The sequence below is a fragment of the Corynebacterium tuberculostearicum genome (genome assembly GCF_046097255.1).
Classification (GTDB): domain Bacteria; phylum Actinomycetota; class Actinomycetes; order Mycobacteriales; family Mycobacteriaceae; genus Corynebacterium; species Corynebacterium tuberculostearicum_J.
This window is the reverse complement of record NZ_CP175770.1, coordinates 1938620-1956855: the sequence shown is the minus strand read 5'-3', so window position 1 is coordinate 1956855 and position 18236 is coordinate 1938620. Positions and strand designations below refer to the sequence as shown.

17 protein-coding genes are annotated in these 18236 nt (G+C 59.3%); 13 read left to right on the top strand and 4 right to left on the bottom strand.

Features of this window, described 5'->3' with window-relative positions; translation table 11 throughout:
• The first annotated feature begins 43 nt into the window (after window positions 1–43).
• Entirely contained in the window at window positions 44–2113 is a 2070-nt protein-coding gene (gene ligA, locus ACKFRY_RS09300) for an NAD-dependent DNA ligase LigA (protein WP_408922728.1), read from the top strand.
• Window positions 2114–2123: 10 nt separating this feature from the next.
• Here the strand turns inward: ligA and ACKFRY_RS09295 are convergent, their stop codons facing one another.
• Window positions 2124–2783: an amino acid-binding ACT domain protein gene (locus ACKFRY_RS09295; protein WP_040425027.1), complete on the bottom strand. Its 660-nt coding sequence runs from the start codon at window positions 2781–2783 to the stop codon at window positions 2124–2126.
• A 204-nt stretch (window positions 2784–2987) separates the two neighbouring features.
• On the opposite strand from ACKFRY_RS09295, the gene gatC reads away from it, so the two are divergent.
• The 3 genes from gatC (at window position 2988) to ACKFRY_RS09280 (ending at window position 5353) form a co-directional block, all read left to right on the top strand.
• Window positions 2988–3284 carry an Asp-tRNA(Asn)/Glu-tRNA(Gln) amidotransferase subunit GatC gene (gatC, locus tag ACKFRY_RS09290; RefSeq protein WP_005327681.1) on the top strand — a complete coding sequence of 99 codons (297 nt, stop codon included), beginning with the start codon at window positions 2988–2990 and terminating at the stop codon, window positions 3282–3284.
• A complete protein-coding gene (gene gatA / locus ACKFRY_RS09285) occupies window positions 3285–4772 on the top strand; it encodes an Asp-tRNA(Asn)/Glu-tRNA(Gln) amidotransferase subunit GatA (RefSeq protein ID WP_316981068.1) in 1488 nt (495 codons plus the stop codon).
• Window positions 4773–4858: 86 nt separating this feature from the next.
• On the top strand, window positions 4859–5353 hold the full coding sequence (locus tag ACKFRY_RS09280) for an META domain-containing protein (RefSeq protein WP_408922727.1): 495 nt from the start codon (window positions 4859–4861) through the stop codon (window positions 5351–5353).
• A 73-nt stretch (window positions 5354–5426) separates the two neighbouring features.
• Here the strand turns inward: ACKFRY_RS09280 and ACKFRY_RS09275 are convergent, their stop codons facing one another.
• Window positions 5427–5750, bottom strand: coding sequence for a hypothetical protein (locus tag ACKFRY_RS09275; RefSeq protein WP_005323344.1), 324 nt, complete (start codon window positions 5748–5750; stop codon window positions 5427–5429).
• A gap of 47 nt (window positions 5751–5797) precedes the next feature.
• Between ACKFRY_RS09275 and ACKFRY_RS09270 the strand changes: the two genes are divergently transcribed.
• The 3 genes from ACKFRY_RS09270 (at window position 5798) to ACKFRY_RS09260 (ending at window position 9278) form a co-directional block, all read left to right on the top strand.
• A complete protein-coding gene (locus ACKFRY_RS09270; protein ID WP_150851469.1) occupies window positions 5798–7174 on the top strand; it encodes an MFS transporter in 1377 nt (458 codons plus the stop codon).
• Between the two features lie 24 nt (window positions 7175–7198).
• Entirely contained in the window at window positions 7199–8230 is a 1032-nt protein-coding gene (locus ACKFRY_RS09265; RefSeq protein ID WP_408922726.1) for an ATP-dependent 6-phosphofructokinase, read from the top strand.
• 79 nt (window positions 8231–8309) lie between these two features.
• A complete protein-coding gene (locus tag ACKFRY_RS09260) occupies window positions 8310–9278 on the top strand; it encodes a bile acid:sodium symporter family protein (RefSeq protein ID WP_408923425.1) in 969 nt (322 codons plus the stop codon).
• Window positions 9279–9288: 10 nt separating this feature from the next.
• Here ACKFRY_RS09260 and ACKFRY_RS09255 read toward each other — a convergent pair whose 3' ends face one another.
• Window positions 9289–10074, bottom strand: a complete 786-nt coding sequence (locus tag ACKFRY_RS09255; RefSeq protein ID WP_179386406.1) for a DUF4261 domain-containing protein — start codon at window positions 10072–10074, stop codon at window positions 9289–9291.
• A 57-nt stretch (window positions 10075–10131) separates the two neighbouring features.
• On the opposite strand from ACKFRY_RS09255, the gene gatB reads away from it, so the two are divergent.
• The 4 genes from gatB (at window position 10132) to ACKFRY_RS09235 (ending at window position 15546) form a co-directional block, all read left to right on the top strand.
• Window positions 10132–11637, top strand: a complete 1506-nt coding sequence (gatB, locus tag ACKFRY_RS09250) for an Asp-tRNA(Asn)/Glu-tRNA(Gln) amidotransferase subunit GatB (protein WP_040425024.1) — start codon at window positions 10132–10134, stop codon at window positions 11635–11637.
• Between the two features lie 137 nt (window positions 11638–11774).
• Window positions 11775–12827: an NAD(P)-dependent alcohol dehydrogenase gene (locus ACKFRY_RS09245; protein WP_408922725.1), complete on the top strand. Its 1053-nt coding sequence runs from the start codon at window positions 11775–11777 to the stop codon at window positions 12825–12827.
• Between the two features lie 203 nt (window positions 12828–13030).
• Window positions 13031–14458, top strand: a complete 1428-nt coding sequence (locus tag ACKFRY_RS09240) for a hypothetical protein (RefSeq protein WP_005323337.1) — start codon at window positions 13031–13033, stop codon at window positions 14456–14458.
• 17 nt (window positions 14459–14475) lie between these two features.
• The gene (locus ACKFRY_RS09235; RefSeq protein ID WP_408922724.1) at window positions 14476–15546 is read left to right on the top strand and encodes an aldo/keto reductase; all 1071 of its coding nucleotides are present in this window, start codon (window positions 14476–14478) and stop codon (window positions 15544–15546) included.
• A gap of 18 nt (window positions 15547–15564) precedes the next feature.
• On the opposite strand, the gene ACKFRY_RS09230 is transcribed toward ACKFRY_RS09235, so the two are convergent.
• Window positions 15565–16257, bottom strand: coding sequence for a LysE/ArgO family amino acid transporter (locus ACKFRY_RS09230; RefSeq protein WP_408922723.1), 693 nt, complete (start codon window positions 16255–16257; stop codon window positions 15565–15567).
• A gap of 70 nt (window positions 16258–16327) precedes the next feature.
• On the opposite strand from ACKFRY_RS09230, the gene ACKFRY_RS09225 reads away from it, so the two are divergent.
• Window positions 16328–17200 carry a LysR family transcriptional regulator ArgP gene (locus ACKFRY_RS09225; protein ID WP_005323334.1) on the top strand — a complete coding sequence of 291 codons (873 nt, stop codon included), beginning with the start codon at window positions 16328–16330 and terminating at the stop codon, window positions 17198–17200.
• A 69-nt stretch (window positions 17201–17269) separates the two neighbouring features.
• Entirely contained in the window at window positions 17270–18220 is a 951-nt protein-coding gene (locus ACKFRY_RS09220; RefSeq protein ID WP_408922722.1) for a DoxX family protein, read from the top strand.
• The last annotated feature ends 16 nt before the right edge of the window (window positions 18221–18236 follow it).

The following is an 18236-nucleotide window of genomic DNA, read 5'->3' as shown; positions in this document are numbered from 1 at the left end:
TTCATACCTTAATAGCTAGCCCCGACACGAGGGATAGCTACACTTGTGCAGCGTGACTAATCCAGTTGATCTGCACCGTGAATGGAACGACCTCGCGCAGGAAGTGCGCCGCCACCGCAATCTGTACTACAACGGTGAGCCTGCTATTCCCGACGCCGACTTTGACGCCCTCTTTCAGCGCCTTCTTGCACTAGAAGAAGAGCACCCAGAGCTTGCCGTGCCTGATTCGCCCACCCAGCAGGTAGGCGCCGCTCCGAGCGGAGGCGAAGATATTGAGCACCTTGAGCGCATGATGAGCTTGGACAATGTTTTTAGCGCTGGCGAGATGCAGGATTGGTTGGATAGAACTCCGGCCCAAACTTATCTCACTGAGTTGAAGATCGATGGTTTGTCTATAGATCTGGTTTATCGCGATGGGCGCTTGACCACCGCTGCGACTCGTGGCGACGGCACGGTGGGCGAGGATATCACTGCCAATGCACGCGTAATCGAGGATATTCCGCACGAGCTGACGGGGACTGATGAATACCCAGTTCCGGAGCTTATCGAGATCCGTGGCGAGGTATACATGCGCCCCGAGGACTTCGAGGAGATCAATGAGGAACGCGCGGCTGATGGCAAGGATAAATTTGCTAATCCGCGCAATGCCGCGGCCGGTGGACTTCGCATGAAGGATCCCGCCGAAGTGAAAAAACGCCGCCTGAAAATGGTGTGCCACGGCTTGGGTGCGCGCGAGGGATTCTCGCCCAGCTCACAGCACGATGCCTATAAGGCGATTGCGGCTTGGGGGCTACCCGTTTCCCCGTATACCAAGCAGGTACACTCGGCCAAAGAGGTTCAGGAAGAGGTGGCGCATTGGGCAGAACACCGCCACGACGCCATCTTTGAAATGGACGGACTCGTGGTCAAGGTGGATGATTTGGCTTCGCAGCGCGCACTTGGTTCGACTTCCCGCGCGCCGCGCTGGGCCATTGCCTATAAGTATCCGCCGGAAGAAGTGACCACGAAACTCAAGAATATTGAGGTGGGGGTGGGCCGTACTGGGCGAGTAACGCCTTTCGCCATCATGGAGCCGGTCTTTGTTTCCGGTTCCACGGTGTCTATGGCAACCCTGCACAACCAATCCGAGGTCAAGCGCAAGGGCGTGCTCATCGGGGATACCGTCATTATCCGCAAGGCGGGCGAAATTATTCCGGAGGTCCTTGGGCCGGTGCGCGAGCAGCGCGATGGTAGCGAGCATGAGTGGACCTTCCCGGAGAACTGTCCTGCGTGCGGCACGAAATTGGCCCCACAGAAGGACGGCGACGCCGATTGGCGTTGCCCCAACACACAGTCCTGTCCGGCGCAGCTCTCGGCACGCTTGGAGTATCTGGCTTCCCGCAAGGCGTTGGATATTGAGGCTTTGGGCGAGAAGGGTGCGATGGATCTGATCGACAATGGCATTCTCGTTGATGAGTCGGAGCTTTTTGAGCTCACCGCGGAAAAGCTATTGGCCTCAGATGTCTATACCGCAAAGAAGGACACCAAAGACAAGCGCTCTAAGAAGGAGGGCAACGTCAAGGTCAATACGGCAGGCCAGAACTTGCTAAACAACCTGGAAGAGGTCAAGGGATGCGACTTCTGGCGCGTCTTGGTCTCGCTGTCCATACGTCACGTGGGCCCGATTGCGGCTCGGGCGCTTGCTTCCCGCTATGGATCCATGGACAGGCTGCGCGCTGCGGAGACGGAGGAGCTTGCAGAGGTCGATGGCGTCGGCATGACCATCGCGCAATCCTTCCACGATTGGTTCGAGGTGGATTGGCATCGCACGATTGTGGATAAATGGGCTGCTGCGGGCGTGGCTATGGAGGTAGCGGCCGAGGATCACAAGGAGCAGACCCTCGAGGGCTTGACCATTGTGGTCACCGGCAGCTTGGAAAACTTCACTAGGGATTCCGCGAAAGAAGCGATTGTCTCTCGTGGCGGCAAGGCCACCGGTTCGGTGTCGAAGAAAACCTCCTATCTAGTAGCAGGTGCAAACGCCGGCTCGAAGGAGGATAAAGCTCGCGAGCTGGACATCCCGATTCTCAACGAGTCGCAATTCCAGCAACTACTAGAAACCGGCGAAGTCTAATTCGCTGTGGCTATTTGAGGAAGCTACCCAAGATGGTGCCGATGTGGCCCAAGTGCTCGACCTCGGAGGCGAGGTAGTCAGGGCCGCCGGTTCGCCCCATGGCGATGACCAACCCGGTATCGCCGAGTGGGGCGGCGGCGAGTGCGGAGTCAAGTAGGGACCAGCTTTCGGGTACCCACTCGTCGCGCTCGGGCTGGAGGACGCGGGCGCTTTCGACCTCAATGTCGTGAGGAACGGTGCCGTCATCTTCTGGCGCTGCGTTGGACGAGGCCAGGCGGCGGATAGGCTCGTTATTATCAATGACGATGCACCAGGTGGAGGTGAGTGCCTTCGGGATCGCCGCGACAACCTCTTCCATAGCCGCAGTGACATTGGTGGCATGAGCTACACGCGCGAGCAGCTCGATCTGGCCGCGGCGGTCTACCCGGCCGCTAAACGGGCGGATGGAGTCAATTTCCACACCGTCGACGGAGGAGGCGGCGGTGATAAGCACATCGGCCATGGCGCCTTGGGGTAGCTCAATGACGATGTCGTCCATAACGGTGCCATCGGGGAAGTTTTCTACGATATCGACCGATTGGATATTGCCGTCGACGAGTCCAAAGGCGTCGGCAAGCTGGCCCAGGCTGCCAGGGGCATCGGGGAGCAGTACACGGATCAAAAAGGACAAGGTCTCGCACGCTTTCGGTAGTTTGTAGTCCCAGACATGATACGTGCGTCACAATGCGGGCTTCAAGCAACGCAAATTTGGGGTGACGCGGCAGCCGTCGCGGTAGGTGCAGTACCATGGGTCGTTAGCAATTCACATAGTACATGCATCGTGTGAATATTTTTCACCCGCATGTCGATTATGCAGATAAAGGATGGAGTTCGCGTGTCTGAGATTTCGCGTGATGAGGTAGCCCACCTCGCCAAGCTTTCCCGCCTGGCCCTCAGTGAGGAAGAGCTAGCCCAGTTTGCAACGCAGATTGATGAAATTGTTGATTCCGTTTCCGCGGTAGGAAACGTGGATACCGAGGGTGTGGAGCCGATGAGTCACCCGCACTCCGTGGACGCCCCGATGCGCGAGGACGTTATTGTGCGCACCCTTACTGCAGAACAGGCTTTGGATCAGGCGCCGGCCGTAGAAGATGAGCGCTTCGTTGTGCCACAGATTTTGGGAGGAGAATAAATGTCTAACCTGACCGTTCCTGCGGAGGGCTTGATCTCCCTGACCGCCGCCGAGTTGGCGGAAAAGATTCACTCCCGCGAAATTACCTCCCGCGAGGTTACTCAGGCCTTCCTGGATCGCATCGCAGAGACCAATGAGGAGCTTAATTCCTTCCTGCACGTGGGGGCGGAAGAGGCCCTCGCGGCTGCCGACGCCGTGGATAAGGCCCTCGATGCCGGCGAAGAGCCTGCTTCTGGTCTGGCAGGCGTGCCTCTGGCGCTGAAGGACTTGCTCGTTACCACCGATGCGCCGACCACCGCAGCGTCCAAGATGCTGGAAGGCTACGTTTCTCCCTACGACGCCACCGTGACCAAGCGTCTGCGCGAGGCCGGAATTCCGATCCTGGGCAAGACCAACCTGGACGAATTTGCCATGGGTTCTTCTAATGAGAACTCTGCCTTTGGTCCGGCTCATAACCCTTATGACACCGAGCGCACCCCGGGCGGCTCGGGTGGCGGTACCGCAGCTGCACTCGCTTCCGGCCAAGCGCCACTCGGCATTGGTACCGATACCGGCGGCTCCATCCGCCAGCCAGCCGCGCTGACCAATACTGTGGGTGTAAAGCCAACCTACGGCACCGTGTCTCGCTATGGCCTTATTGCTGCGGCATCTTCCCTGGATCAGGCCGGCCCCTGTGGCCGCACGGTCCTGGATACCGCGCTCTTGCACGAGGTCATCGCCGGCCACGATGCCTTCGATGCGACCTCCGTGGATAAGCCGGTAGCACCGGTTGTCGCTGCCGCACGCGAAGGCGCCAAGGGTGACCTCTCTGGCGTCAAGGTGGGCCTCATCAAGCAGTTTGAACGCGATGGCTGGCAGGAAGGTGTAATGGAGAATTACCACGCCGCCGTCGAGCAGCTGCGCGAGCAGGGTGCCGAAATCGTTGAGGTTGATTGCCCGCACTTCGACGACGCCCTGGCGGCGTACTACCTGATTATGCCGTGTGAGGTCTCGTCCAACCTGGCACGTTTCGATGGCATGCGCTACGGCCTGCGTGCCGGCGATGACGGCTCCCACTCCGCGGAGCAGGTCATGTCCCAGTCCCGTGCGGAGGGCTTTGGCCCCGAGGTCAAGCGCCGCATCATGCTGGGTACCTATGCGCTGTCCGTTGGCTACTACGACGCTTACTATTTGCAGGCGCAGCGCGTGCGTACCCTCATTGCGCAGGACTTTGCCCGTGCCTTCGAGCAGGTTGACGTGCTCGTTTCCCCGACCACCCCGACTACCGCATTCAAGCTGGGGGAGAAGGCCGAGGATCCGATGGCAATGTATAACTTTGACCTGTGCACCCTGCCGCTGAACCTGGCCGGCCTGTGTGGCATGTCTGTGCCCTCCGGTTTGGCCAGCGATACCAACCTGCCCACCGGTTTGCAGATCATGGCTCCGGCTTTCGAGGATGACCGCCTCTACAAGGTGGGCGCTGCCTACGAGGCCGGCCGCGATAAGTAAAACGCCGCCTGTGGAGTCCCTGACGATTCCATAAGGATTTCTTTACCCCCGTTGAATTTATATTCGGCGGGGGTAAATTCTTGGGCATGCATTTCAAAAAGACCGCACTATTTTCGTTGTCCGCCGCTGCACTGATGGGCGCTGGTGCCGCCAACGCCGCGCAGGTCCCCGACATCGATCCGGGGTTTAGCATGACCGCGCCGACTCAGTCTGATCTGATTTCTCCGCTCCCGGAGGGCGTAGAGAAGCTGGAGCCTCACATTGAAGGACAGACCATCACCGGCGAGCTCCACTCCGTTAAGGAAGATGGCAAGCTGAGCGTCACCTTTGCCAAGGACCGCACCTTGGTAGTCAATGATGGCTGCAATATCTACACCACTACCTACGAGGTGGCTAAGGACGGCACTATCAGCGTGGGCGAGTTCAACTCCACCCGCGCGGCCTGCGACGAGCATACGCAGCAGCTTTCCGACGCCCTCCGGGGCCTCCTCGAATCCAACCCCTCCTTCTGTAACCTCCCCGGCGGCACCGTCGCCTTGGGTAGCGAGAATGCTGCGGTTGAGTTCACGGTAGCCAAGTAGAAACTAGCGGCACACAGGATAAAAGAATGCGCACCATGTCTAGGGACGTGGTGCGCATTTGTGTGGGTGGGGACTATTTGGCGTCGGAAAGCGCATATGCCGCGCCCGCCGAGGCTGCAGTGACGCTCAGTACCGCCGGCCACGCACCGATCTTCTTAGCCAGCGGGTGGGAGGCGCCGAATGCGCCCACGTAGAGTGCGCACAGGCCGGCGGTGGTAGCCGGGGTGGTTTTCTTGGCCCAAGAGCGACCCGCCCATACACCGGCGGCGGCGAGGATTACGCCGCCCAGCGGGCGAATGCCGGTCTCGCGGGCAGTCACCCAGCCACCGATGAGGCCGAGCGTGACAGTGGTGGCGGTAGAAACGTCTTGGGGCTTTTTAATATCGATCATGGACATGCAGCCAGTCTAGGTCGACATTTCTCGGACCGCTAGACTCTAAGGCCATGACTGTGGAGACGCATCTGCCGCCCGAGCGCCAAGCATGGCGCGCCATGTTTGCATTGTCCCTCGGATTCTTTGTATCCCTGCTGGACCAATCCATGGTGGCGGTGGCGCTGCCTGACCTGCAACGCGAGCTGAACGCGGGGGTAAACCACACCATGTGGGTATCCGCGGCCTATTTGTTGGCTGTGGTGGTGCCGCTGCTCTTTGCCGGCCGCTTGGGTGATGTTTTGGGCCAGCGCCGGATGTTCTGTTTGGGTGTGGGAATTTTCGGACTCGGTGCGGTGGCGTGTGCCGTGGCGCCCACTGTGGAAGTGCTTATCGCGGCGCGTGCGGTGCAGGGCGTGGGTGCGTCCCTCCAGATGCCACAGACCATGTCCGTTATCAATCGGATCTTTGCGCGTGAGCGCCGTGGGCGCGCACTGGGTGTGTGGGGCGTCATTGGCTCGGTAGCTGCACTTGCCGGTCCACTCGCCGGTGGCTTTCTAGTCGGGAACTTTGGGTGGCAGGCCGCCTTTTGGGTGCACGTTCCCTTCGTGGTGCTAGCCATTGTCTTCGCGCTGCTGTGGGTGCCTGAGCTACCCACGACCGCGCAGTCTATCGATGCGCCCTCGGCCATCGTTTCGCTCATCGCCTTGGCGGCAATCGTCTTTGGTATTCAGCAGGGCCCGGTGCTTGGATGGGGATGGGCCATTTGGCTGATCTTGCTCGCCGGAGTTGCCGCTAGCGTCTGGTTTATTCGATTGCAGGCAACTGCCCAGGCCCGCGGGTCGAGTCCGCTGGTGCCGCTGGCGCTATTTAGTGACCGCAATTACCTGGCGGGCTCGGTAGGCATCATCGCAATGGGGTTTATGGCGGCCGCGGTGATGCTGCCCATCATGTTGTGGCTGCAGACCATGCAGGGGGTGCCTGCGGGCGAAGCCGGCATCATCGTGGCTCCTATGGCGCTGGTGTCTCTCCTGATATCTCCGCTCGCTGGCATCATGGCGGATTATGTTAACCCGCGGATCCTGGGGGTGCTGGGATTTTCCATCCTGATACTTTCGCTCCTTGCGGCATGGTGGGTCATGCAGGTCGACGCCCTTCCGTGGGGCCTCGGTCTACCCATTGCCGGGCTCGGCGTGGGACAGTCCTTCATTTGGGGTTCCAACGCAGCTACCACCTTGCGCGATATCTCGCCGGAGCTCATGGGCGCTGCCTCCGGTGTGTACAACACCTCCCGCCAGGTGGGTTCCGTGGTGGGAGTTGCCCTGGTATCCGCAGTTATGCAAACGGGTAGCCCAGAGACGGCAATTATTAATTCGCTGCTCGTCATCGTGGCTGCGCTGGTGGTTGGCCTGGTTTCTGCCCTAGGTTTTAGGGACACTCTGCGGGCCTAAAAATCGCGCGCTAGATTGGTAAGTATGCGTCTAGGTGTTTTAACGTCCGGCGGCGATTGCCCCGGCCTCAATGCTGTAATCCGTGCGGTAGTGCGTACCGCGTCCAATGAATTTGGAGATACCGTTGTAGGTTATGAAGACGGCTGGGTGGGCCTGATGGAAGACCGCCGCCGCGATCTTTATGACGATGCGGAAATCGACCGTATTCTGTTGCGCGGCGGCACCATCCTGGGCACCGGCCGCCTGCATCCGGATAAGTTCAAGGCCGGCCTTGACCAGATTAAGTCCAACATGGCGGATGCCGGGGTAGACGCCCTTGTCGCCATCGGTGGTGAAGGTACCCTTAAGGGCGCAAAGTGGCTTTCTGATAACGGCGTGCCGGTAGTGGGTGTGCCGAAGACAATCGATAATGACGTCAATGCTACCGACTACACCTTTGGTTTCGATACTGCGGTTTCTGTGGCCACCGATGCTATCGACCGTCTGCACACCACCGCGGAGTCCCATAATCGCATCCTGATCGTGGAGGTTATGGGCCGCCACGTGGGATGGATTGCCCTGCATGCGGGCATGGCTGGCGGTGCGCACTACACCGTGGTACCGGAAGAGCCTTTCGATATCGCGGAGATTACGAAGGCGATGGAACGCCGCTTCCAGATGGGCGAGAAGTACGGCATTATCTGCGTGGCAGAAGGCGCCCTCCCAAAGGAAGGGACGATGGACTTCGAGGCCGGCGGCGTCGATCAGTTCGGGCACCAGACCTTTAACGGCATCGGCCAGGTAATCGGGGATGAAATCAAGGCACGCACCGGGTATGACGTGCGTACGACCGTGCTGGGGCATATCCAGCGCGGCGGCACGCCGACGGCCTATGACCGCGTCCTTGCTACTCGCTACGGCGTGCACGCAGCGCGCACCATCCACGAGGGCAAGTCCGGCATGTGCGTTGCCCTTCATGGTGAGGATATTGACCTCGTCCCGTTGGAAGATGCCGTGGGTACACTGAAGACGGTGCCGGAATCGCGTTACCGCAACGCCCAAGCGCTCTTTGGCTAGAGGTATTTCGCGTTCCGAATATTAAGATAGCGCTCCCACAGGGTGGGAGCGTATTCTTTTGCCCATGAGTATCGATAGCATGACAGATAATCGGGTGGAGGCGCCCGCTGCGCCCTCCTCAGTGCAAGACCGCCAAGCGCTCATTGCAGCGCTAGGCTTTCCCGTGCTGGTGATTATCGGCGGCGTGGTGGGATACCTCGCGCCAGAGACCGCAGCTTCCTTCGCCCCGCAGGTCACCCCGCTGCTGGGCATTGTCATGTTCGGTATGGGCCTAACCCTCAAGCCAGTGGATTTTGCCTTGGTGGCACGCCGTCCGCTGCCCGTTCTCATTGGTGTGGTAGCGCAGTTCGTCATCATGCCGCTGGTGGCGCTGCTGGTAGTCGCGGTGATGGATCTTCCCGATGCTGTAGCGGCCGGCGTCATTCTTGTAGGCTGCGCGCCCGGCGGCACGAGTTCCAATCTGGTGTCTTACCTTGCGCGCGGTGATGTGGCTTTGTCGGTGACCATGACGTCCATTTCCACCCTGTTGGCGCCGGTCCTCACGCCGTTGCTGACACTGTGGCTGGCAGGGGAGTACATGCCGGTCTCCGCCTCTGCCATGGCGTGGTCCATTGTGAAGGTCGTGCTCATTCCGGTAGTCGCCGGCATTCTCATCGGCATGCTGGTTCCGCGCGTGGTGGCAAAGATTAACGCGGCATTGCCGTGGATCTCGGTTGCGGCCATTTCAGCCATTGTGTGCATCGTGGTCGGCGGCGCGCACGACACCATCGCTACCGCAGGCGTACTCGTCTTTGCCGCAGTGGTAATCCATAACGCCTGCGGCTACGGCTTGGGCTACCTGGCCGGAATGCTGACCAAGCAGCCGGTTACCGCGCGGCGCACCATGGCCGTCGAGGTGGGCATGCAAAATTCTGGCTTGGCCACCTCCCTGGCATCGACCTATATGAACCCATTGGCCGCCCTGCCAGGAGCCGTCTTTTCGGTGTGGCACAACCTTTCTGGTGCGGTGCTGGCAGCCATCTGCCGCTATTCGGATTCCCGAAAGTAGGGGGATTCCGCTAGAAATTAATCGTGACCGCAGGATAGGACTCGTCTACAAACCAGGGCTCTTTCTGTACGGTGAGAGGTGGCTGGCCTTGCTCGAAAGAGAGGGTGTCGCCGTCTTTGACGGTGGCGCCTTGGAGCACGTGGTCTGCGATATTGGCCAGCTTGTAATAGAGATCGGTGGGATCCATGGATTTGGTGGCCGCCTGGATTTCGGGGTGTCCGGCTTGGACCAGCCCAACGGTATAACCCAAGATCTTGTTTTCTTTTTGGGTAAGCCACACCGGAGCGATGTGCATTGGAGCAAGGTTATCCCGAACGGCCTCGAGGAAAGTATTCGGCGCAATGGATACGTTTCCGCGGGGGTTGTGGACTATCAGGCAGTCGGGGTGCTCGGCTACCACCGCGGTGGCCTTGGAGAGCAGTTCAAGGTGTTCGCGGCGGGCCTCGCGGAATTGCTTCGCGCGATCATCTTCGGTCTCTTGGGGAAGCACGGATACGAGGATTTGTGCGGTGGCGGAATCGAGGCCGCGGGAATCCGCGCTCAAAATGGGGTGGAGGCCATAACTATCGCGGGTGGGAGGGGTATCGACGGCTTGGTAGTGCAATAAGAAGGAATCATCAAGCTCGACCATGATGCTTCCCGGATTCTTGCCCGGCATGATATCTCCCAGGCGATCGCCAAAAGTGGTGGTCAGGCGCTCGCTTACCTCCTCAGGGGTAGGAGCAGTGCGGAAGACTGCGATGTTGATCAATGGGGCATCGATAAGCGCGGCATCAACGCTATGTGGTGTAGTCATAATATTCAGCTTAGGGGCGTGAGCGCGCGGGCGCATGGACGTATTAAGATGGCACGCATGACTGCTGCGATGTATGACCTGATGGACTTCGATGAGGTCCTAGAAAAGTTCGAACCGGTAATGGGCATGGAAGTCCACGTAGAGCTGGATACGGAAACCAAGATGTTTTCTACCTCTCCTACGAACTTCAACGCAGCGCCTAATTCCAACGTTGACCCGGTCTCCCTGGGCCTGCCCGGTGCGCTGCCGGTAGTTAACTCCAAGGGCGTGGAGGGCGCCATCAAGATTGGCCTGGCGCTTAATTGCTCCATTGCGGAGTCCTCTCGCTTTGCCCGCAAGAATTACTTTTACCCGGATCAGCCGAAGAACTACCAGATTTCCCAGTACGACGAGCCGATTGCCTACGACGGCTACCTGGACGTTGTACTGGAAGACGGCACCGAGTGGCGCGTGGAAATCGAGCGTGCCCACATGGAGGAAGACACCGGCAAGCTGACCCACCTCGGTGGCGCGGACGGCCGTATTCACGGCGCCACGGCGTCCCTGGTGGATTGCAACCGTGCGGGCATTCCTCTCATTGAGATCGTTACCAAGCCGATCATTGGCGCCGGTGAGCGCGCGCCGGAGGTGGCTAAGGCCTACGTTTCCGCGCTGCGTGAGCTCGTTGCAGCCTTGGGCGTTTCCGACGCCCGCATGGATCAAGGCTCCATGCGTGTGGACTCCAACCTATCCCTGCGCCCGGTGGGCCAGGAAGAGTTTGGTACCCGCACCGAGACCAAGAACATTAACTCCCTGCGTTCCGTGGAGCAGGCGGTTCGCTTCGAAATGCAGCGCCAGGCGCAGGTGCTCGAAGATGGCGGCACCATTGATCAGGAAACCCGCCACTATCAAGAGACCGACGGCACCACCTCCAAGGGTCGTCCAAAGGAGACGGCGGAGGACTACCGTTACTTCAACGATCCGGACCTGCCGCCGGTCATCGCACCGCGCGAGTGGGTAGAAGAGCTGCGCCAGACCCTTCCGGAGCTGCCATGGGTTCGCCGTGCGCGCATCCAGGAAGAGTGGGGCATCAAGGATGAGGAGATGCGCGACTTGGTCAACGCCGGCGCCCTCGACCTCATCGTGGATACCGTTGAGGCCGGCGCGAAGCCGGACGAGGCGCGCTCCTGGTGGGTTTCCTACCTGGCCGGCAAGGCCAACGAGCAGGAGACCGATCTTGCTGGTCTGTCCATTACCCCGCAGCACGTGGCGCGCGTTATCGCGCTCGTCAATGAGGGCAAGCTGACCACCAAGCTCGCACGCAAGGCCGTTGATGGTGTGTTGGCGGGCGAGGGTGACGTCGACGAGGTCGTCGAAAAGCGCGGCTTGGAGGTCGTGCGCGATGACGGCGCCATCGAGAAGGCCGTAGATGACGCGCTGGCCGCCAACCCGGACATCGTGGAAAAGTACCGTGCCGGCAATAAGAAGGTCACCGGTGCCATCGTGGGTGCGGTCATGAAGGCCACCCAGGGCAAGGCCGATCCGGGCCAGGTCAATAAGCTCATCGCAGAGAAGCTGAACTAAGACCCCCACATAGCCAGCCGCGTTCATCCCTCTTCAACCGAAGGGACGTGGCTGGCTTTTTGGTTTTCCTTCCCTGCCGGAACTGGTGATTATTTTCGTTAGGCGAGGTCAGTGGGGTTAAGCGTAGGGTCGTGGGCATGACAATTAAGAGCAAAGTATTGCAAAAGGAAAGCCCTGAAGCACCATTCAAGGTCGTAGAAATTGAGCGCCGCGATCCGCGCGAAGACGACGTGGTCATTGATATCAAGGCTGCGGGCATCTGCCACTCCGATATTCACACCATCCGCAACGAATGGGGTCAAGCCCACTTCCCGCTGACGGTGGGCCACGAGATTGCCGGCGTCGTGGAAGCCGTGGGCGATAAGGTCACGAAGTTTAAAGTCGGCGACCGCGTTGGCGTGGGCTGCCTGGTGAACTCCTGTGGTGAGTGCGAACAGTGTCGCAACGGACAGGAGCAGAACTGCCTGAATGGCAATGTGGGCACCTATAACTCCGAAGACGTAGACGGCACCATTACCCAAGGCGGCTACGCCCAGAAGGTAGTGGTCAACGAAAACTTTGTGTGCACCATTCCGGAGGGTATCGACTTTGATGTCGCAGCCCCGCTGCTGTGCGCCGGAATCACCACCTATTCGCCGCTGGCTCGCTGGCAGGTCAAGGAAGGCGACAAGGTTGCCGTAGTGGGCCTAGGCGGCTTGGGTCACATGGGTGTGCAGATCGCTGCGGCAAAGGGCGCGGAAGTAACCGTGATTTCCCGCTCCCTGCGCAAGGAAAAGGAAGCCTATGAGCTGGGTGCGAAGCATATTCTGGCCACCGGTGAAGAGGAAGACTTCTTTGCCAACCACCGCGGCGAATTCGACGTCATCTTGTCCACCATTTCTGCCCAGTACTCCCTCAATGACTACCTGCAGTTGCTCAAGCCGCGCGGCATCATGTCCGTTGTGGGACTTCCGCCGGAGGAGCTGGGGATTCATATGAGTAGCCTCGTTGGCGGCGGCAAGGTGCTTACGGGTAATAACATCGGCGGCATTGCAGAGACCCAGGAGATGCTGGACTTCTGTGCCGAGCACGGTATCGGCGCCGTCATTGAAAAGATCGGCGTTAACGATGTTGACGACGCTTATGAGCGCGTGGTGGCAGGCGATGTAAAGTTCCGCTTCGTGATTGACACCGCGACCTTCGATGACTAAAGCGTTAGGTTGATTTCGCCTAATCACCAAATGTGATTTATCACAACATCGGTATGTGTCAGTAGGTGTTTAACGGGTCACTTACGTACCATTCCTTAAGGAACGCATACCGGTGTTGTGGGACCCACGTGCTGGGGAGTGGGGGACAAGGGGCCGCGCGCACCAGTATGCGAGAGATATTCGCTACAAAAAGTTAGGCAACCGTGTCTTCTAAAAACATTATCGCCATTGCCATGTCCTTCGTGGGCTTGTTGGTGGGCGCCGGCTTTGCCACGGGCCAAGAGGTGGTGCAGTACTTCACTGCCTTTGGTTCCTGGGGTATTCCCGGCATCATTATTGCCGCACTCATCATGACCCTTGCCGGTACCGTGTTCTTGCAGCTGGGCAGTTACTTCCACGCTTCTGAGCACAACACCGTTTTTCGCAATGTCACCCACCCGATCGTCTCCAAGTTGCTGGACATCGCGGTCATCATCACCCTCTTTGCTATTGGCTTTGTGATGTTGGCTGGCGCGGGTTCCAATATGGAGCAGCAATTTGGCTGGAAGACTTGGATCGGCTCCACGCTCATGCTGGTCTTGGTTTTGATTGTCGGCATGCTCGACGTGGACAAGGTATCCAAGGTTATTGGTGCCGTAACGCCGACCATCATCATTGCGGTCATCGGCGTGGCCATCTACACCGGCCTCAATATGCCGGATGACATCGGCGCAGCTATGGATGCCTCCAGCCAGATCGACACCCCGATTGGTAACTGGCTCATTTCCGCACTCAACTACAACGGCCTTGCCCTGATGCTCGCCGTGTCCATGTCCCTGGTCATCGGCGGCGACAATATCAGCCCGCGCGAGGCCGGTTGGGGCGGCGTTGTAGGCGGCGTCATCTACTCCATCATGATGGGCCTTGCCGGATTCTCCTTGCTGATGAACTCGGATAAGGCACAAGGTTCCGATATTCCGATGCTGTCCTTGGTAGATGACGTTAACCCGACGCTGGGTGCCATCATGGCGGTCATCATTTACATGATGATCTTTAATACCGCTATCGGCATGTTCTACGCGCTGGGCAAGCGCCTATCTGCCGGCCATGAGAAGCGCTTCCCGGTTATCTTTATCGTTGGCTGCTTGGCCGGTTTTGCCGTGTCCTTCGCCGGCTTTAAGACCCTGATGAACTACATCTACCCAGTCATCGGCTACATGGGCATTCTGATGGTGGCCATCTTGGTCTTTGCTTGGTTCCGCAGCCAGTCTCAGATCCAGGATGAGGCCGTGCGCCGTGAGCGCGTACGTGCCCTCATGCACCTGAAGCTGCACCCAGACAAGGACTACGACGCCGAGCGCTACGACGATGAAATTGGCCAGCACATCGAGGACTCCAATATGGACAATGAGGCCCTCTATGATGAGCTGGTGGAGGAAGTCACCGAAGAGCTCGATGGCGACGACGACGTGGACTTTGACAAGGAAAAGTACGAAGAAAATCGCCACGATCACTCTTACTACACCGAGCGTGATGCGGTAGAAACTGACCGCACCCCGGAAGAAATTGAAAAGTGGGTCGAAGAAACCGGCGCATCCGGCGACCCTGAGGAAGATGAGGAGCTGCCAAAGGCTGACAATTCCAAGAATTAAGCGGACAATGGGGTGCCATGAGTATCTATGCACCCGCATCTGACCGTTATGATTCGATGGAGTACCGCCGAGTAGGCAACTCTGGGCTGAAGCTGCCGGCCATTTCCCTTGGCCTATGGCAGAACTTCGGTGACGACCGTCCCCTGGCCACGCAGCGCGACATCCTGCGCGCGGCGTATGACCGGGGGATTACTCATTTCGATTTGGCCAATAACTATGGCCCTGAACCAGGCGCCGCAGAGGACAACTTCGGACGCATCTTCGCCCGTGATTTTCGTCCCTTCCGCGATGAAATGATCATCTCCTCCAAGGCCGGCTGGGTAATGAATGATTCGCCCTACGGTTTCGGCGGCTCCCGCAAGTACCTGGTGAGCTCCTTGGACGCTTCTCTGAAGCGCATGGGCTTGGATTACGTGGACATCTTCTACCACCACCGTCCGGACCCGGATACCCCGCTGGAGGAGACCCTGTATGCACTGCGCGATATCGTAGCCTCCGGCAAGGCCCTGTATGTGGGCATTTCTTCCTATGGCCCGGAGCTCACCGATGAGGCCGTGGAGTTTATGGAAGATGAGGGCTGCCCGTTGCTGATTCATCAGCCCAGCTATTCCATTCTGAATCGCTGGATTGAGCGCCCGGGCGAAGACGGCGAGTCGCTGCTTGATGTCACAGCGCGCAGCGGCCTAGGCGTCATCGGCTTCGGCCCGTTGGCGCAGGGCATGCTGACGGACCGCTATATCGACGGCATCCCCGCAGATTCGCGTGCGGCGAAGAATAAGACCTTGGAAAAAGACTGGCTCAATGAGGAAAACCTGTCCATGATCCGCTCGCTCAACGATATTGCAGGCCAGCGCGGTCAGTCGCTGGCCCAGATGGCTATCTCGTGGGTGCTGCGTGATCAGGGCGATCGCACGCTTACCTCGGCGCTGTTGGGCGCTTCTTCCGTGGAGCAGCTCGAGCACAACCTGGGCGCGCTGGACAAGCTCGACTTCAGCGCGGAGGAGCTGGCTGCGATTGACGACGCCGCCCATGACGCCGGCATCAACCGTTGGGCCGGCGCCACTGCGTCGCGCGTGCGAGGAAACTAGGCGGGCTGAACCCTGGCCCTAGAGCAGGAGCAACTTGAGCGTTAGGCCAATCATGATGACGCCGATGCCGAAGTTGATCCAGCGCCACACTGTGGGCCGGGACAGCACGTGGGAGAAGCGCGCGGCGCCAAAGCCGATGAAGGGGAACCAGGTGAAGCTGGCGCAGATTGCGCCCACGGCGAAAAGCCAGCGCCCCGATTCGCCATATTGATTAGCAATGCTGCCGAGCATGACCACTACGTCCACGTAGGCGCCTGGGTTAAGCCACGTTAAGGCCAGGGCGGTCAGCAGCGGCTTAGCCCAGGAGGGGGAGCGCTTAATCTCGACGCGAGTTGCGGTCTTGGTCGTGCTGCGTGCCTGAGAGCCATCGAAGGAAGCGACTTCCTGCGGTACCTTCGGCTGCGTGGATTCCACCTCGATGGCCTCGCCTTTGGTCTTGAGCGCATCGCGGAAGCAGGTAAAGGTGAAATACGCCAGGTAGGCGGCGCCAACATATTTCAGAACCTGCAGGGCGTTGGGGAATTTTTCTACCAAGTAGCCCACGCCGGCCGTGCCGGAGGTGATCAGGATGACGTCGGAAAGCGCGCAGACGACAATGATGAGGCCGATGTGGTCGCGGCGGATGCCGTATTTGAGCAGCATGGCATTTTGTGGGCCGACGGCCACGATGAGCGATAATCCCAGGAAGAAACCAGCAAGCACGATGGACATGCCTTCCAGTGTGAATTCCCGGCCTGAATTATTCCAGTTAATGAATCTACAGTTGGTTTAGAATAGCTTCATGAACCCGGTGCACCTAGAAACATTGCTCGCCATCGTGGATGAAGGCAGCTTCGATGTCGCCGCAGCCGTGCTCGGCATCTCGCCGTCTGCGGTAAGTCAACGAATCAAGGCCCTAGAATCGAGCACCGGTCGAGTGCTCCTTCGCCGTGCCACTCCGGTAACCGCGACAGAAGCGGGGGAGATCCTGGTGCAATCCGCACGCCGTATGGCGTTGGTGCAGGCCGAAACGGACGCGCGCCTGGGCCACCGCCTAGCCCGGGTTCCGCTCTCTGTCGCAGTGAACTCGGATTCCCTAGCGACATGGTTTCGTAGGGTCCTTAGCGATACCGCGCGGCGCGGTGATGTCGCCTTGCGCATCCGGATTGAGGATGAGGCCCGCACCTTAGCCATGCTGCGACGGGGCGATGTGCTTGGCGCGGTAACGAGGGAAGCCACGCCGGTCTCGGGCTGCGAGTCTAGCTTCTTAGGTACGATGCGCTACTTCCCAGTCGCGGCACCACATATTGCAGAAAGCTTCCATAATGGCCACCTGACCTGGGAAACTATGCCCCTTGTTGGCTATGGTCCCAACGATCAGGTGCTGGATGATGCGATGCGGGAGCGCTTCATTGATTCGGCCGTGGTGCGTGCCCGGGTATCGCAGATTCCCTCTTCCGAGGGCTACCTCGAGGCCGTTCGCGTTGGTCTGGGGTGGGGACTTCTGCCCCAGGCCCAAGCGTTGCCCCTATTGGCGGCAAAAGAGCTGGTGCTTCTCGACGACTCCCCGCTCGATATCGACCTTTACTGGCAGCGTTGGCGCTTGGAATCAGAGGTTTTGAGCGAACTTACGCGTTCGGTTCTCGAGGCTGCGAGCGACTTGGTGGCCACATAGCGCGCAAGCTGGTGCGGCGCGCCGTGGTGGGTACCACAAAAGTGCAGGCACGTGCCCTAAGTTGGAGCTATGAGCGATAAGCAGCAACCGGATAAAGCCACCCCGTTTGATGAGGATATGGACGTGCCTACCTACAACGCGAAGCCCGCTAGTAAGGATTCTGCTTCCGGCCAGGGAAAGTCGAAGCCCGGCCTTTTCGAGCGCGCCGGCCGCGCTGAGCCGCAGGAGATCAAGCCTTCCCAGGCGCAGCAGGACCACCCTGAAACCGAGGTGCTGTCCTATTCCAGTGCCAATGAAGCCGCACGTCAGGACAGTGGCGCCGGCGAAGAGACCGTAGCCTTCGCGCAACCGGAGTCCACCACGCCGGCTAGCGTAGAGCAAGAAACGGCACTTGCTACTGCCGACGCCCCCGTGGACAGCACCCTCAGCACCGAAACCGCAGAGGAGCGCGAGGCGCGCCTACAGGCGGAACAAGAAGAAAAGGAAGGCTATCAACGCTACGGGCGCCGCGGTACTATCGATTTTGGTCTGCTATTCATTCGCATCGCACTGAGCGCCTACCTGATCATTGCCGGTGCAAAAACCTTTTTCGAGCTGGGTGATAGCCAGGGCTTGTCCGGTCTAGAGAGCGACTTTGCTAACTATGCCTGGGATACCGCACTGTCCATTGCGGTGCCGACCATGCAGCTTATCGCTGGTGTGTTCTTGCTGCTCGGCCTCATCACGCCGCTGGCGGCCATGATTGGCTTGGTAGTGACCGGCTTTACCGCCGTCCACGAGCTAGCCCAGACCGATGCCGGCCTGGACGTCTTTAGCTGGCCGGAATCCGTATGGCTTTCCTTGGTCCTCTTTGTCATCGCAGTGGGCCTGCAGTTTACTGGCCCAGGCTTTATCTCCCTAGACTTCAAGCGCTCGTGGGCACGCCGCCCACTGGGTACTTCCTGGGCCTTTGTTCTCATCGGCATCGCCATTCTCGCCGCACTCTGGTTCTTCGGCGCAGGGGTTAATCCGCTGAGTTAGGCGCTAATAGATTGTC